The organism is Nocardia sp. NPDC051321, assembly GCF_044455225.1.
Taxonomy (GTDB): domain Bacteria; phylum Actinomycetota; class Actinomycetes; order Mycobacteriales; family Mycobacteriaceae; genus Nocardia.
The window spans coordinates 278,548-294,318 of sequence record NZ_JBITEM010000008.1 but is presented as its reverse complement, the minus strand read 5'-3'; the positions used below and the strand labels follow the sequence as shown (position 1 = coordinate 294,318).

Below are 15,771 nucleotides of genomic sequence, written 5' to 3'. Positions count from 1 at the left end.
CCCTCTGCCGCAGGCTACAGGTGCAGGTACGGGTTGTGCCGTCCGGTACCGCCCCCACCCTCGACGGGCCGACGCTCGTCATCTTGAACCAGCGCAATTTCTTTCGCCGCATTGCCGGAAACCCGATCACCGGAGTTGCCGAGGCATACGTCAACGGCGACTGGGATACCGCAGACCTTGCTGGCGTCCTCGAGCCCTTTGCCGCATTACTGAAGCGAGCAGCTTCATCGGTGTACGGCCGAGCGGCCGCACGGATCCTGGCCAGGTCGCCCAGGCTCATGGCCAACAGCGTCGACAAGGCCCGGGAGAACGCCGCATTTCACTACGACGTGCCTACCGGATTCTTCGCGAACTTTCTCGATGAGACCTACACCTACAGCTCTGCCATGTTCGACAAGGACGGCGACGACACGCTGGCCGACGCTCAACGCCGCAAGATACAGACCACGCTCGACCGAACCGGCCTGAGGCACGGCCAGTCGATGCTCGAAATCGGCTGTGGCTGGGGTACATTGAGCCTCGAAGCAGCTCGGCGAGGCCTCGACGTCGTGGCGATCAGCCTCGCGCGGCGCCAGATAGATTTCGCCAGGAACCGCGCTCTCGCCGCCGGATCGTCCGCCGATTTCCGAGTAGCCGATTATCGATCCATCGATGGAACCTACGACGCGGCAGTGAGTATCGAGATGATCGAAGCGGTCGGCGGCGAGCACATCGATGAGTTTTTCTCCGCCGTATCGGCGGCCCTCGTCCCCGGCGGTACGTTCGTGCTGCAATTCATTTACACCAGCCACGCCCGCATGGTCTTATCCGGCAGGCACGACACCTGGATACGGAGAAACATCTTCCCCGGCGGACAAATTCTGTCGAAGGAACTCATCAGCTCTGCAGCAGAACTCGCGCAGTTCCATGTCGAGTCGTCCGATGAAATCGGTACCGATTACGCCAGGACTCTCACGCAATGGGCCGACAACCTCGAACGGTCCTCGCACGCACTGCATTTCGAAGGCGTCAGTGACACCGTCATCCGAACATGGCTGTACTACTTCGGCATGTGTGCGGCAGCCTTCCGGGCAGGCGATCTCGGCTGCGCCCAATGGACGTTGCGCAAGGCAAACACGGCGGCGCCCAAGATAGTCCGCCGAGCGCCGAGCCAGCACGACGCGCACTGAGAACACCGTGCAGGAACCCGACTTGTGTTGCGCAACTAGCGCAACCTCCGCAACTGGTTCTCTCTCCGACCATTGCTCGCTAACGTTCGATGTCGGCCCCTTCATTCGCTGCGGGGTACGGATGTTCCGGAGGTAATTCATGACGCTCACGCACGCCTGCCCGCGCGCAGCCGAGAGTTGTCGAGCTTGCTTCGATACTCGGATTCAATTACATCGCTGCGTGTCTTGCGGACTGGCCGCCAGTCCAGACATTGCCGAGGACGCGCTGCACGCAGCACACGACGCCGGCGACCGTGCCCAACTCGGGTATCCACCGGTGGTGCGCGGGCTGATGAACCTCATCTGCCAGTACGTCACCTGGCGCCTGGCGCGCCAACGCGTGGACTTCAGCAACACGCTGGAGGTCGGCGCCGGCGCCGGGCGCCTCGCTCACGTGCTGCGACACCGCGGCTGCTACGTCACGGCAATCGATCCGCACTCGTCCGCGCCCGGCGTGCTCAACAGCCGAACCTCCGACTTGATCGATCATTCCGATCGCTACTCCGCGATTGTGTATTGGCATGTGCTGGAACATATTCCGCGGCCGAACGCGGAGCTGCGAGCCGCGGCCGCGCTGCTCCGTCCCGGTGGCTCGCTGGTGATCGCCGTCCCCGACCCGACCAGCGTGCAGTCGCACATGTTCGGCGCCGCCTGGCGCGGATGGAACCTGCCAGAGCATCGGTTCCACTTCTCCAGACCGGTGCTCACCGAGTTGCTCACGAGCGTCGGACTGCAAGCTCGCACCCTCAATCTGTCCGGTGGACACACCCTCGCCGGGTGGATGGATGGTCCAACGCACGCGGCCGCCGGATCGCATCTCACCGAGGTGTGGTCCCGAGGCGGTGTGCGCAACATGATCGGGCGGCTGACCAGCACCGTCACGCTGCCGCTCGCCGTGGCCGCGAGATGCTACGAGGTGATCTTCCGCCGCACCGGCGCCTTCGTCGCCGTCGGCGTCGGCGTGAAGGATCCGGCCGCGGGTGCGGTCACCCGTCCGATGTCGAACTCACCGCTCCCCGCATCATCCCGCTGAACTCGGCTGTACCGGTTCGGAATTCGAAGGCGGTCACGGATGCAACCTGTGGGGAACTCCGCACTGGGCAGCTCAGACGACAACAGCACCCCCCAAACCGATCATCGACGCGGTCGTCAACTGCGCGGCTAGCGGTACCCATCAGCTGATCGAGGGGCCCCAGACCTGTCTCCCGGATATCTGACTCCAATCGAACCCAGACCGCCCGAAGCAGTCGACACCCGCGCGTCACGCGTATAGAACAGAGTCGTGACCTCCCCTCTGCTCGCTCGCGCGCACGCCGTCCTCCGCGATACCCCTGTGGTGGATGGTCACAACGATCTTCCATGGGCTATGCGGGTCGAGGCCGGTTACGATCTCGATGCCGTCGACCTGGCGGCGGATCAGAGTGCGCGGTTGCACACCGACCTCGATCGGCTTCGCGCCGGTGGGGTCGGCGCGCAGTTCTGGTCGGTGTACGTGCCTAGCAGCTTGGCAGGCGACGCCGCCGTCAGCGCCACCCTGGAGCAGATCGACTTCGTCCGGGCGCTGACCGAACGATTCCCCGATCGGCTGCAATTGGCTTGCACCGCAGACGAAATGGAAGCCGCACGCGCAGCAGGCCGGGTCGCCTCGTTGATGGGGGCCGAAGGTGGCCACAGCATCAACTGCTCGCTCGCGACGTTGCGTGCCCTGCATCGACTGGGTGTGCGGTACCTGACCCTCACGCACAACGACAATGTGCCGTGGGCGGATTCGGCCACCGACGAACCGAAGGCGGGCGGGCTCACCGCGTTCGGTGCCGAGGTGGTGCGCGAGATGAATCGCGTCGGCATGCTCGTCGATCTCTCCCACGTCTCCCCCGACACCATGCGTGCGGCGATCGCGACATCCGAAGCGCCCGTGATCTTCTCGCACTCCTGTGCGCGCGCCCTCTGCGACCACCCGCGCAACATCCCCGACGACGTCTTGGCCACGCTGCCCGCCAATGGCGGCGTCGCGATGGCCGCCTTCGTCGGATACTTCCTGCTCCCCGCGGCCAAGGACTGGGCGGCCGCGGCGGACGAATACGCGCACGCCAACGGCTTCCACCGGATGGACTGGTCACCGGAGGCGACAGCATGCCGGCGAACTTACGAAGCCACCCACCCGCGCCCTGAGCTGACCGCGGCAACCGTCGCCGACCACCTCGACCACCTGCGCGAGCAGGTAGGCATCGACCACATCGGCCTCGGCAGCGACTTCGACGGCACCAACTACCTCCCCACCGACCTGCACGATGTCGCGGGCTACCCCACCCTGATCGCCGAACTACTGAGCCGCGGCTGGTCCGCGCCCGACATCGGAAAACTGACCTGGCACAACGCCGTCCGCGTCCTCCGCGACGCCGAAGACGTCGCGGGCAAACTGCAACGCACCCGCACCCCCTCAAACGCCACCATCGACCAACTCGACGCTCCCACGCCCTGACCGTCGACGAGTGTCCGAGGGCGCACGACCGAGGCTAGGTGTGTTACACCCAGCACGGTGAGCGAGAAACCTCACGCGGCAGGCTCGGTGACCTAGGGCCAGGAACGCCACGACGCCGATTTCGGACTCATCATCGAGCCGGTGCCGGACTCGACGACGCCGGACTGATCCGCGGCGGATGTCTGCTCTATGCGAAGGTAGACAACCGGTAGTTGTGGGAGGAGTAAGGGTGGAATTGGATCTGGGCGCGGTTCGCGCGTTCATTGCTATCGCCGACCATCAGCATTTCGGTGCGGCCGCGGACCAGCTGGGGCTGACGCAGCAGGCGATCTCGAAGCGGATCGCCAAGCTGGAGGCAGGTCTGGGCACCACCCTGTTCCAGCGCTCGCGCAACGGGAGCGGCCTCACCGAGGACGGCACCACCTTCCTCCCCCATGCCAGGGCCCTCATCGCGCTGGCCGATCAGGCCAGCGAATCAGTCAGTGGACGGGTGCGCCCGCTACGCGTCGATGTGCTCGAAACCCGGATCGTGGCAACCGAATTGATCAGAGATTTCGCGCACGCGCACGCGGGCGTCGAGGTCGACATCATCACCTCCAGCGGCCTGCGCAGCGGGCGGTCCGCACTCGTCAACGGCGCGATCGACGTCGCCTTCGCCAGGGTGGTCGGCGCACTCGACCCCTCGATCGACCATGTCCCCGCCTACCTCGAGCCAGTGCACGTGCTGATCGGCCGCAAACACCGCCTCGCGGCGCACCGCCAGATCCGGCTGAGCGAGCTGACCGATTCGGTCGCGCGGATGCCTGGCAACGAACCGGGCAGCGAATGGCGGCAGTACTACGACGATCTCGCCGCCGAGTTCCGGCTCACCATCGATACCTCGGGCCCTTACTTCGGCCTGGAACACCTGCTCGACGATATCGCCGACACAGCGGACAGCTTCGTCTTCACCGGCGAAAGACTGCGCGCCCCATGGCATCCCGAGGTGGTGCAGATCCCGGTCGTCGAGCCGATACCCGGTTACCCGCATTCCATGCTGTGGCAGCGCCGGAATCGGCACCCCGCGCTGCCCCGCCTCATCGACTACGTGACCGCCGACTTTCGGCCGTACGATCCCGAAATCCATTGGCTGCCAGCGGCAGAACTGCACAGCGGACTCTGGGCAAACCACCCGGCCAAGAGCCCCTGATCAATTGAGGCGCGGACATGGCGGCCGTCTCATGACCGCCCCGGATTCGCCTGCACCCGCTTCTGTTTCGCGACACACTGCCAGCACGAACAACCATCGGTTGTCGACGCACGCGTGTCGATTGTTTGACCCTCCCTCGCGCACTCGGCTCGAATAGGGCGATCCGAACCCGGATCGCATCTTGGAGGGCGTCTGTTGTCTTCGTTCGTTCACCTGCACGTCCACACCGAATTCTCCATGCTCGACGGCGCGGCGAAGATCAAACCGCTGTTCGACGAGGCAGGCAGGCTCGGGATGACCGCGGTCGGCATGACCGACCACGGAAACATGTTCGGCGCGGACGAGTTCTATCAGGTCGCCACGAAAGCGGGCATCAAACCCATCATCGGCATCGAGGCCTACCTGGCACCGGGCAGCAGGCACCACAAGAAGCCGGTGTTCTGGGGACAGGCCGGCCAGCGCGGATCCAATGGCGAGGGCGTCGGCGGTGACGTCTCCGGCGGCGGCGCATACACCCACATGACCATGCTTGCGCAGAATTCGCGGGGTCTGCGCAACCTGTTCAAGCTGTCGTCGCTGGCCAGCGTCGAGGGCTACTACCGCAAGCCACGGATGGACCGCGAGCTCATCGCCCAGCACGCCGCGGGCATCATCGCCACCACCGGTTGCCCGTCCGGCGAGGTACAGACCCGGCTGCGCCTCGGCCAGCACGCGGAGGCGATGCGGGCCGCGTCCGACTACCGCGACATCTTCGGCAAGGACAACTTCTTCGTGGAGTTGATGGACCACGGCTTGCCGATCGAGCGATCGGTCCGCGACGGCCTGCTCGAGATCAGCGCCAAGCTCGGCCTGCCCCCGCTTGCCACCAACGATTCGCATTACGTGACCAAGGACCAGTCCGAGGCGCACGCCGCGCTGCTGTGCGTGCAGGCCGGGAAAACCCTCAGCGACCCAACACGATTCAAGTTCGACGGCAATGGCTACTACCTGCGATCGGCCGAGGAGATGCGCGCGTACTGGGACACCCAGGTGCCCGGCGCGGCGGACAACACCTTGCTGGTCGCCGAACGGGTCGAGTCCTACGCCGAGGTGTGGGCGCATACCGATCGGATGCCGATCTACGAAGCGCCGCCGGGCTACGACGCGAACTCGTGGTTCCGCGCGGAGGTCATGCGCGGACTCGATCGGCGGTTTCCCGGCGGGGTGTCCGAAGAGTATGTGCGCAGGGCAGAGTTCGAGATGAACATCATCGTGGAGAAGGGGTTTCCCGCCTACTTCCTGATTACCGCGGACCTGATGAATCACGCGCGCGCGGAGGGCATCCGCGTCGGCCCCGGCCGGGGCTCGGCCGCGGGATCGCTGGTTTCCTACGCCATGGGCATCACCAACCTGGACCCGATCGCGCACGGCCTGTTGTTCGAGCGATTCCTCAACCCCGAGCGGGTGTCCATGCCGGATATCGATATGGACTTCGACGATCGCCGCCGCGGTGAGATGGTGCGTTACGCGACGGAGAAGTATGGTTCTGATCGCGTCGCGCAGGTGATCACCTTCGGCAAGATCAAAACGAAGGCGGCGATCAAGGACTCCGCGCGCGTCCACTACGGTCAGGCGGGCTTCGCCGTCGCCGACCGGATCTCCAAGGCGCTGCCACCGCCGGTGGCCGCCAAGGACATTCCGCTTTCGGGCATCACTGATCCGTCGCACGAACGCTACCCGGAGGCGTCCGAGGTCAGGGCGCTGATCGAGACCGATAAAGACGTCGCAACCATCATGGACACCGCGCGCGGCCTCGAGGGCTTGATCCGCAACGCCGGTGTGCACGCCTGCGCGGTGATCATGTCGTCCGAACCGCTGATCGACGTGACGCCGTTGTGGCGACGCGACGACGGCGCCATGATCACCGGCTGGGATTACCCGTCCTGCGAGGCCATCGGCCTGCTCAAGATGGACTTCCTCGGCTTGCGCAACCTCACGGTGATCGGCGACGCGATCGACAACATCCAGGCCAACCGCGGCGAGACGGTCGACCTGGACGCGCTCGGCACCGACGACCCGAAGACCTATGAATTGCTCGGCCGCGGTGACAGTCTCGGCGTGTTCCAGCTCGACGGCGGCGCGATGCGCGAACTGCTCCGGCGACTCGGGCCGACCGGTTTCGAGGACATCGTCGCCGTCAACGCGCTGTACCGGCCGGGACCGATGGCGATGAACACGCACAACAACTACGCCGATCGCAAGAACGGCAGGCAGCGGATAGAGCCGATCCACCCGGAGCTCGAGCAGCCGCTGCGCGAAATCCTTGCCGAGACCTACGGATTGGTCGTCTATCAGGAACAGATCATGCAGATCGCGCAGCGGGTCGCGGGCTTCTCCATGGGGCGCGCCGACGTGCTGCGCCGCGCGATGGGTAAGAAGAAGCTCGACGTGCTGCAGCAGGAGTTCGAGGGTTTCCGGGCGGGCATGCGGGACAACGGATTCTCCGATGCGGCCGTGCAGGCGCTGTGGGACACCGTGCTGCCGTTCGCCGGGTACGCCTTCAACAAGTCGCATGCCGCCGGATACGCCTTGGTCGGCTATTGGACCGCCTATCTCAAGGCCAACTATCAAGCCGAATACATGGCGGCACTGCTGACTTCGGTGTCCGACAACAAGGACAAGTCGGCCATCTACCTGTCCGAATGCAGGCAGCTCGGCGTCAAAGTACTTGCGCCGGACGTGAATGAGTCCGCACTGCGGTTCTCCGCGGTGGGCGGTGATATCCGGTTCGGGCTCGGCGGCGTGCGCAATGTCGGGGCCAACGTGGTCGACTCGATCATCGAAACCCGCACGGCGAAGGGCAAATACACCTCGTTCGCGAACTTCGTCGAGAAGTCGCCGTTGGTCTGCTGCAACAAGCGTGTCTTGGAATCGCTCATCAAGGCGGGCGCCTTCGACTCCTTCGGCCAGCATCGCAAAGCGCTCATGGCCGTCCATGAAGAAGCCGTGGACGCGGTCACCGGACTGAAACGCCAGGAGGCGCTGGGCCAGTTCGACCTGTTCGGGGTGCCGGACGGCGCCGAGGAGGCGGCAGGCGATTCCTCGCCGCTGGCTCACCTGCGCTTCGACGCGGACGAATGGCCGCGCAAAGACATGCTCGCGCTGGAGCGGGAAATGCTGGGGCTCTACGTTTCCGGCCACCCGCTCGATGGCGCGGACCATATCCTGCGCAAGAGTGCGCCGAAGCCGATCGCCGGCGTGCTGGCCAATCCACCGAAGGAGGGGACGGTCACGGTCGCGGGCATCATCTCGGCCCTGGAGCGCCGAGTGAACAAGAAGGGTGAGAGTTGGGCCATCGCGGTGGTGGAGGACCTGGACGCCTCGATCGAGGTGCTGTTCTTCCCGAAGAGCTACAGCGTGTTCGCCATGGATCTGGCCGTCGACGCCGTTGTCGTAGTGGAAGGCCGCGTCAACTGGCGCGAGGACAAGATGTCGGTGTTCGGCTCGCACGTCGCGGTGCTCGACGTGAGCCACCTAGATGGCGGCCAGCAACGCCCGCCCCTGATGCTGGAGCTCAACGCCCAAAGCACCGACCGCGAAGGCGTTTTGGAACTCAAGTCGGCACTGCAAGCCCATCACGGCAGCACTCCGGTGCGGATCGTGCTGTGCCATCGGGAGAAGCGGACAATCCTGGCGGTCGCCGACTATCCGGTGGCGGTGAGCCCGGCGTTGCTCGGCGAATTGCGGGCGCTGCGCGGAATCAAGGTGTTGCCCTGACGAACTCCGCCGCAGCCGCACCCAACAGTTCCTCGTCCAGTTCCGCCGGTAACGCCCGCGACGCCAATTCGCCGAGCAGAGCGGCGATCTCGGGCAGGTCCGCCTGCGCGAGATCGCCGTGGCGAACGAGGTGATCGAGCACCGCTCGTGCCGCGCGAGTTTCGCCGTCGCAAGACGGGCAGAGGCCGACGGATCTGGTCCCGCGCACCTCTACCCCGTCTGCCCGAAGGAAGGAATGGGGAACCCGCATGGCGCATATCACCGTGCCCGCGCACCGATTGCACGGCACATCATCGACATACGAGATCTCGAGTTCGGTCACGGATCGATTCGACTAGATCGCGAGTGCGATGTCCAACAACCGAAACGCGTAATCCCCAACCACCAGTTGTGAATTGGCGATAACTCGATGATCCCCTACGGCCTCAGACCTTCTTGCCGACGGCACCGTAGAGCGACACTCGCTTGTCATAGCTTTTCGGGCATTCGATGCCCTCGGGACGCCAGCGGTGGATCACCTCGACACCGGGGTCGACGAGTTCCAGTCCATCGAAGAACCGTGCGACTTCGGCGCGGGTCCGCGGCCGCACGGGAATCCCGCGGTCGATGTAGACCTGCAACAGCCGCGCCATGCCTTCCGGGTCCGCGTCACCGTCATCGAAATCCGTTGTTACATGCGACATCGCCAGATAGGACCCCGGCGCCAACGGCGCCATCAAGGTCCGCACCATCTCGTAGACGTCACCGGGCACGAAGTGCACCACCGCCATCAGCGACACCGCCACCGGCTTCGAAAGGTCCAGTGTCGCTTGCAATTCCGGCGCGGCGAGAATGGCCGCCGGATCCGCCGCGTCGGCCTGCAGGTAGGTGGTTCGCCCCTCGGAAGTGCTCACCAGCAGCGCCCGCGCGTGCGCGAGCACCAACGGGTCGTTGTCCACGTACACGACCCTGGACTCGGGCGCCTGCTCCTGGGCGACCTGGTGCAGGTTCGGTTCGGTCGGAATACCGGTACCGATGTCGAGGTACTGCCGAATCCCTTGCGCCGCAAGGAATCGCGTAGCGTGCCGCATGAACTCGCGATTGGTACGGGCGGTCAACTGGACGTGCGGAAATTCGCGCAGCGCCTGCTCGGCAGCCACCCGGTCGGCATCGTAGGAGTCCTTGCCGCCGAGGAAATAGTCATACATCCGAGCCGGGTGCGGCACATCGGTATGCAGGTCGATAGGGCCATCGGACACGCCGAAGTCTCCTTGCGCGTTGGGATCGATACCAACGAGGTATACCGCATCCGGACAATCAACCCGACGCTAACCGCCAGTCCAGTTCGTATCCGCTCACTCGCACGCTGACCGAGGGTTGACACTGACGCAGGGTCAACGTTTCAGCATGGTTGGCATGACTATGGATACCGAGCAATTCACTGTCCGCCACGACGGGGTGACGATCCCGGTGTCGCGCGGCGGCAGCGGGCGGACGTTGGTGCTGTGTCCCGGGCTTACTTCGACGCAGGCCGAGTTGGGTGAACTCATCGAGGTGTTGCGGCGGGACTTCGATGTGGTGAGCTTCGACCTACGGGGACATGGGTTTTCGTCGGCGGCCGACCGATACTCGTTCGAGGCGTTTCTCGGTGATTTCGCCGCGGTGCTGGCCGAAGTGGCGCGACTCGGCATGTCCTCGGCTCCGGTGCTCGCGGGGCATTCGTACGGTGCGGATCTGATCGTGCACTATGCCGCGGAGCATCCCGATTCCGTCGGCGAGCTCGTGCTCATCGACGGGGCGAATCCGATTCCCGCACCCTTCATCACCGCGGCTGATCTGCCGGGGTTCCGCGCGTTGTGGGCGGACCTGGCAGCGTGGCAGAGGAGCATCAGCGGCACCCCACGTCAGGTGTTGCTCAGTGCGCAGGAGATTCTCGATCTCAATCTCGAGCTGGATGTACTGCGGTCGGGCATCGATCTCGATATCGATGTGGTCGGACCGGGAATCCTCGATCGGTATCGCAAGATCGACCGTCCGATTCGGATGATCATGGCGACCTCGATGGCAGGCGACAGCGGCGAAGGGCGTGCGCCGCGGCACAATCGGCTGTGGCGCACTGGGATCGATCGACTCGTCCGCGAACAGCCACACATCTCCGTCTGCTGGCTCGATGCCACGCACGCGCTGGTCGTCGACCACGTCCCGGAGGTCGCGCGGCTCATACTGGATCGATGCTGACCATCGGCGAGCTCGCGTCCTACGCCGGCGTCACGGTGCGTGCGGTGCGGCACTATCACGCCAAAGGGCTACTGCCGGAACCCGACCGGGACCACTCCGGCTATCGCAGGTACAACGCGGGCGCCGTGGTCGAGCTGATCAAGATCCGGACCCTCGCCGAGTCCGGTGTCCCGCTGGCGCGGGTGCGTGAGCTGCTGCGGGCGGACCCGGCGGAGTTCGCCGTTGCGGTGGCCGACATCGATAAGCGGCTGCGGGCCGAGATCCGGCAACGCCAGCGGCATCGCGAGCGGATCGCCCGTCTCGCCGCAGGCGACAATCTTGCGTTGCCGCCGCAGGTGGTCGAGTTTCTCGACCACCTGCGGGCGCTCGGGGTCGACGAGCGGATCGTCCGGGTCGAACGGGACGGCTGGATCCCGCTCGCCGCACGCTTCCCCGATCGGGTCCGGGAGTTGATCGCGCGCAAGCGGGCACAGATCGCGCACCCACAGCTCATCGATTTCTATCTCACGCTGAGCGCGGCCCTCGACCGCACGGACAACGACGCGATGCTGGTCGAGCTCGTCGACAAGGTCGCGGTCTACCTCGCGCGGCTCGCCGACGAGCATGGCGCGGACTACGTCGGCGGCGGTATCGAGCCGTCGTTGGCCGAGCTGCTCGACACGCTGGCCTTCGACACCGCGCCGCCGACCCGTCGGTTGATCGAGCTGCTGCGCCAGCAAGGGTGGACCGGCTGGACCAAGCTCGAGCGGGTGGATCCGAAATAGGGCGCGATTATTTCCGAACGACCAGCTCCAGCGCGATGTTGTCCGGGTCCCGGAATTCCAGGATGTAGCTGACACCGATGTCTTTGATGTCCTCGTGCACCACACCGCACTCATCCAGATGTGCGGCGGCAGCTTCCAGTTCAGCGAGCGATCCCAGCGAGAACGCGAGATGGTCGAGACCAACCCGGTTTTCGTCGAAGCGATCGGTGCCCACCGGCCGCAGTCCGATCATGCCGTGCTGCATCCGATAGATCACCCCGCCATACAGGAAGCCGAGTCGCTGCCGTGTTTCGTCGTCCGCGTCGGCCGGAATCTCCAACGCCACCGGCCATCCGAACACCTTCTCGTAGAAAGCCCGCGATCGGTCGATATCGCACACCGTGAGACGCAGATGCGCAATGGATTCCGCAGTAATCGACATGCGCTGATGCTTGCACACCGTCGCACTACCCGCCGGTTCGACCTATGTAACGCGGTGGCCGCCAGCGCGATTGAGCATATGCAGTGCGGCGACGGGACTGTGACATGAACGAAGTGCGCGTATGGCAACCATGGCGGCTCGGGCAGCTGTGGCGACTATGGCGGTTGACGAGCCTGTGGCGCTTATGGCGATTGCCCCAGGCGACGTGGGTGCGCCCGCTGCTCGGCTTCGCGGCCGCACTGGCGTTGGTCGTGGGCGGCGTTACGTTGTTGTGCCCGTACGACGAGCCGACACCGACCGCGCCATACCAGATCCGCACGGAACCGATTATCCAGCCGCTACCCACGAACCACTGGCCGGGCCAAGGGAATTGAGGCCCTGCCGAGCCCGCCGGCACACGACGGGCTCGAACAGGTGGCGGCTCAGGCGATCTCGCCGAGCCGCCGGGACGCTCACATCGGGTATACCGGGTGCTTGCGTGGATTGAATCCCGGTTTGACCGGCGGCTTGTCGCGCAGCAACTGCAGCGCGTGGCGGATCTCCAGCCGGGTGCGGGCGGGTTCGATGACGGCGTCGATGTAGCCGCGTTCGGCGGCGATCCACGGGGTGGCGATGGTCTCGTTGTAGTGGTTGACCATGAATTCGCGTGCGGCCGCCCGCTGCTCCTGCGGGAGCGCCGCGAGTTGCCGCTTGCCGATGAGGTCGACCGCGCTTTCCGCGCCGATCACCGCGATCCGGGCCGTCGGCCAGGCGAAACTGATGTCGGCACCCACCTGGCGGGCCGCCATCATGCCGTACGCGCCGCCGTAGGACTTGCGCACCACGAGGTTGATGATCGGCACGGTCGCCTCGATGATCGCGCGCGGGACCCGGCCGCCGCGGATGATCACGCCGTTGGCTTCCTGCTCGAGACCGGGCAGCACGCCCGGGGTATCGACGACGAACACCAGCGGAATGTTGAACGCGTCGCACAGCCGGATGAAGTAGGTCGACTTGTCCGAGCAGGCGGCGTCGATGGAACCACCGAGCACCAGCGGCTGGTTGGCGATCACACCGACCGGATATCCATCGACCCGCGCGAATCCGGTGATCAGGTTCGGCGCGAATTCGGTACGCATCTCATGGAATTCACCGTCGTCGAAGATCCGCAGCAGGATCTCGTGCATGTCGTACCCGGTGCGATCCGAATCCGGGATGATCTTCTCGAGTTCCCGATCGGTCGCCGTGATCTCCGGCTCCAGGCCGGGGTTCACGACCATCGGTTGCTCGAGGCAGCTCGTCGGCATGTAGCTCAGGTACTGGCGGGCCCAGTCGTATGCCGCCTGCTCGGTGTCCGCCACATGGTGCAGGGTGCCGCGCTTGGCTTGCACCTCGGCGCCACCGAGCGCTTCGGCCGTGATGTCCTCGCCGTTGACGGCTTTGATCACCTCCGGCCCCGTGACGAACATGTACGAATCCCGGGTGCCGATCAGCACATCGGTGTTGATCGGCCCGTACACCGAACCCGCGGCGCACTTGCCGAGAATGATCGACACCTGCGGCACATAACCGGACAGCCTCTCGAGCACCCGGGAGATATCGCCGAACGAGGCGATCGAGCCCACCGCGTCCTGGATGCGCGCGCCGCCGGAATCGTTGATCGTCACCACCGGGCACGCGTTGTCGAACGCGAACTGCAGCGCCCGCATGAACTTGCGGGCGGAGGTGACACCCACCGAACCGCCGTACACCGTCTGATCGTGGGCGATCACCACCACCGGTCGGCCCGCGATCAACCCCCGACCGGTGACCAACCCGTCGCCGTAGAGTGCGTCGGGTTGGTCCGGCTGACGAGCTAAGGCATTGGTCTCGATGAACGTCCCTGGGTCGAGCAGCATGCGCATCCGCTGCCGGACGCTCGGGACACCCTTCTTTTCCCGCTTGGCGATACCGGCTTCACCCGCCGGTTCCTCGGCGATCGCCAGGATCTTGACCAACTCATCTAGCTTCGCCTGGGTATCCACCACGCCCGCTGCCACCTTCCCTACCAAACTCTGTTGTGCCTCCGCGACGTTAAGCGGTGCAGACACGAGAACGCATTATCCGGGGGCAGATGCGGGACAGGTCACAGTGGGGGCCCAATTCGTATGGCACTCCGAACAGCTCGAGTTCGGACGAATGCGGCAGTGCGCCCTACTTCGGTGCCTGGAAGCCGCCGATCTTCTGTTCGAGCAGTTCGGCCAGCCGCAGCGGGGTGCGGTCCTCGAACATCGGCCCGATGAGCTGCACGCCCACCGGCAGTCCCTCGGGTGACCGGCCCGCCGGGATGGCGGTGGCGGGCAGGCCGGGCATGGTCGCCAGGCCGACCCAGCCGAACTGGTCGATGAACGGGTGCTCGACGCCGTCGATATCGATCCGCCGTTCGCCGAGACCCAGCTCGTGGTCGTGCCGGAACGCGGGCGTCGACGTGATCGGACACACCACGGCATCGAACTCGGCGAAGAGCTGCCGCCAGCCCTGCCGGTGCAGCTCGCGACGGTTGTTCGCCGCCATCCAGTCGCGGTGGCTGAACGCCATACTGCGCAACCAGGTCGCACTGGCACTGTGGTCGTCGGGGCTCAGTCCGGCGAACTTGGTCCGGATCTCTTCGTACCGCTCCGCCGGATAACCCGCGGACGTGTTGGAAACCAGCAGCTGCGTGAAGAGCGTCACGGCCTCGCGCAGATCGGGCAGCAGCGCACTGTGCCGTTCGACCCGGGCGCCCTCGTCGATGAGCGCGTCGGCCACCCGGTGCACGCCCGCCCGCACCGCGGACGCGGTCGGACTGAGCGGGTGCTGGTCGAGGACCAGCACCCGGAAATCGGCGAGCCGCTCGTGGCGTGCGGGCGGCAACCTCAGCTCGTAGGCCACGCCGCGCGTCAGCGGGTCCGGCCCGGCCATCACATCCAGCAGCAGCGTGAGGTCGCGCGCGGTGCGCGCCATCGGACCGACGACGGCGAGATCGTGCTCGACCGGCAAGGCCGGCGCGGGCGGCGGGATCATGCCGCGGATCGCGGCCAGCCCGACGGTCGGCTTGTGTGCGTAGACGCCGCAGTAATGCGCGGGGACGCGCAACGAACCGGCGATGTCGGTGCCGAGGGACAGCGGGCCGAATCCGGCCACCAGGGCCGCCGCAGATCCGCCGGAGGATCCACCCGGCGTGCGATCGTGATCCCACGGGTTGTTGGTGGTGCCGTAGATCTCGTTGAAGCTCTGCCACTCTTGCAGCATGAACGGCACATTGGTCTTGCCGAGCACTACCGCGCCCGCCGCCTTCACCCGCGCCACCTGGACCGCGTCCTCGGCGGGCAGATAGTCCCGGAACTGCGGCATGCCCCAGGTCGTCGGCAGCCCGGCGATGTTGTAGGACTCCTTGACCGTCATCGGGATACCGAGCAGCGGCCGGTCCTCGCCGCGGGCGCGCGCCTGATCGGCCGCACGCGCGGCCACCCGCGCATTGTCGAAGTCCGGCACGCAGATCGCGTTGATCACCTTGTCGTCGCGCTCGATCCGCGCGATCGCCTCCTCGGTCAACTCCACCGAGGTCACTTCACCAGCCCGCAACGCAGCCAAAAGATCCGCTGCCGAACTAAAACTCGATTCCATGAAATCGACCGTACCGACGGCCTCCAGTAGCCATAAAATGCTTCTTCGCACAAGCGAATCGGCGCCTCGATATTCGACAAAGATCACAGGTCAGCGCAGCGAAATAGGTT

The 15,771-nt window shown here is 65.5% G+C and carries 13 protein-coding genes; 8 read left to right on the top strand and 5 right to left on the bottom strand.

All coding sequences use genetic code 11. From position 1 onward, the window contains the following. Positions 1–278: 278 nt before the first annotated feature. The 5 genes from ACIA8C_RS21145 to dnaE all read left to right on the top strand — a co-directional run bounded on the left by ACIA8C_RS21145 (position 279) and on the right by dnaE (position 8,635). The gene (locus ACIA8C_RS21145; RefSeq protein WP_397137115.1) at positions 279–1,169 is read left to right on the top strand and encodes a class I SAM-dependent methyltransferase; all 891 of its coding nucleotides are present in this window, start codon (positions 279–281) and stop codon (positions 1,167–1,169) included. A 220-nt stretch (positions 1,170–1,389) separates the two neighbouring features. After that, a complete protein-coding gene (locus ACIA8C_RS21140) occupies positions 1,390–2,241 on the top strand; it encodes a class I SAM-dependent methyltransferase (protein ID WP_397137113.1) in 852 nt (283 codons plus the stop codon). Positions 2,242–2,490: 249 nt separating this feature from the next. Then, positions 2,491–3,690 carry a dipeptidase gene (locus tag ACIA8C_RS21135; protein ID WP_397137111.1) on the top strand — a complete coding sequence of 400 codons (1,200 nt, stop codon included), beginning with the start codon at positions 2,491–2,493 and terminating at the stop codon, positions 3,688–3,690. 229 nt (positions 3,691–3,919) lie between these two features. Next, a complete protein-coding gene (locus tag ACIA8C_RS21130; RefSeq protein WP_397137109.1) occupies positions 3,920–4,879 on the top strand; it encodes a LysR family transcriptional regulator in 960 nt (319 codons plus the stop codon). 192 nt (positions 4,880–5,071) lie between these two features. Further along, entirely contained in the window at positions 5,072–8,635 is a 3,564-nt protein-coding gene (gene dnaE, locus ACIA8C_RS21125; protein ID WP_397137441.1) for a DNA polymerase III subunit alpha, read from the top strand. On the opposite strand, the gene ACIA8C_RS21120 is transcribed toward dnaE, so the two are convergent. Both ACIA8C_RS21120 and ACIA8C_RS21115 read right to left on the bottom strand, forming a co-directional pair. Continuing rightward, complete coding sequence (locus tag ACIA8C_RS21120; protein WP_397137106.1) at positions 8,619–8,957, bottom strand: DUF6300 family protein; 339 nt, start codon at positions 8,955–8,957, stop codon at positions 8,619–8,621. The two genes, dnaE and ACIA8C_RS21120, sit on opposite strands and share 17 nt — an antisense overlap. Before the next feature lie 103 nt (positions 8,958–9,060). After that, entirely contained in the window at positions 9,061–9,873 is an 813-nt protein-coding gene (locus ACIA8C_RS21115; protein WP_397137104.1) for an SAM-dependent methyltransferase, read from the bottom strand. A 157-nt stretch (positions 9,874–10,030) separates the two neighbouring features. Here ACIA8C_RS21115 and ACIA8C_RS21110 point away from each other — a divergent pair, with 157 nt between their 5' ends. Continuing rightward, complete coding sequence (locus ACIA8C_RS21110; protein ID WP_397137102.1) at positions 10,031–10,852, top strand: alpha/beta fold hydrolase; 822 nt, start codon at positions 10,031–10,033, stop codon at positions 10,850–10,852. Then, on the top strand, positions 10,846–11,616 hold the full coding sequence (locus ACIA8C_RS21105; RefSeq protein ID WP_397137100.1) for a MerR family transcriptional regulator: 771 nt from the start codon (positions 10,846–10,848) through the stop codon (positions 11,614–11,616). The genes ACIA8C_RS21110 and ACIA8C_RS21105 overlap by 7 nt, the downstream gene beginning before the upstream one ends. Positions 11,617–11,623: 7 nt before the next feature. Here ACIA8C_RS21105 and ACIA8C_RS21100 read toward each other — a convergent pair whose 3' ends face one another. Then, complete coding sequence (locus ACIA8C_RS21100) at positions 11,624–12,037, bottom strand: VOC family protein (protein ID WP_397137098.1); 414 nt, start codon at positions 12,035–12,037, stop codon at positions 11,624–11,626. A gap of 104 nt (positions 12,038–12,141) precedes the next feature. On the opposite strand from ACIA8C_RS21100, the gene ACIA8C_RS21095 reads away from it, so the two are divergent. Further along, complete coding sequence (locus ACIA8C_RS21095; protein ID WP_397137096.1) at positions 12,142–12,411, top strand: hypothetical protein; 270 nt, start codon at positions 12,142–12,144, stop codon at positions 12,409–12,411. 78 nt (positions 12,412–12,489) lie between these two features. On the opposite strand, the gene ACIA8C_RS21090 is transcribed toward ACIA8C_RS21095, so the two are convergent. Then, positions 12,490–14,043 carry an acyl-CoA carboxylase subunit beta gene (locus tag ACIA8C_RS21090; protein ID WP_397137439.1) on the bottom strand — a complete coding sequence of 518 codons (1,554 nt, stop codon included), beginning with the start codon at positions 14,041–14,043 and terminating at the stop codon, positions 12,490–12,492. Positions 14,044–14,209: 166 nt separating this feature from the next. Then, entirely contained in the window at positions 14,210–15,661 is a 1,452-nt protein-coding gene (locus ACIA8C_RS21085) for an amidase (protein ID WP_397137093.1), read from the bottom strand. Positions 15,662–15,771 lie beyond the last annotated feature (110 nt).

Bases quoted from the DNA above. Each gene is read 5' to 3' on its own strand.
- ACIA8C_RS21145 (WP_397137115.1), top strand. From the start codon at position 279: ATGGCCAACAGCGTCGACAAGGCCCGGGAGAACGCCGCATTTCACTAC.
- ACIA8C_RS21110 (WP_397137102.1), top strand. From the start codon at position 10,031: ATGACTATGGATACCGAGCAATTCACTGTCCGCCACGACGGGGTGACG.
- ACIA8C_RS21105 (WP_397137100.1), top strand. From the start codon at position 10,846: ATGCTGACCATCGGCGAGCTCGCGTCCTACGCCGGCGTCACGGTGCGT.
- ACIA8C_RS21100 (WP_397137098.1), bottom strand. From the start codon at position 12,037: ATGTCGATTACTGCGGAATCCATTGCGCATCTGCGTCTCACGGTGTGC.
- ACIA8C_RS21095 (WP_397137096.1), top strand. From the start codon at position 12,142: ATGAACGAAGTGCGCGTATGGCAACCATGGCGGCTCGGGCAGCTGTGG.
- ACIA8C_RS21085 (WP_397137093.1), bottom strand. From the start codon at position 15,661: ATGGAATCGAGTTTTAGTTCGGCAGCGGATCTTTTGGCTGCGTTGCGG.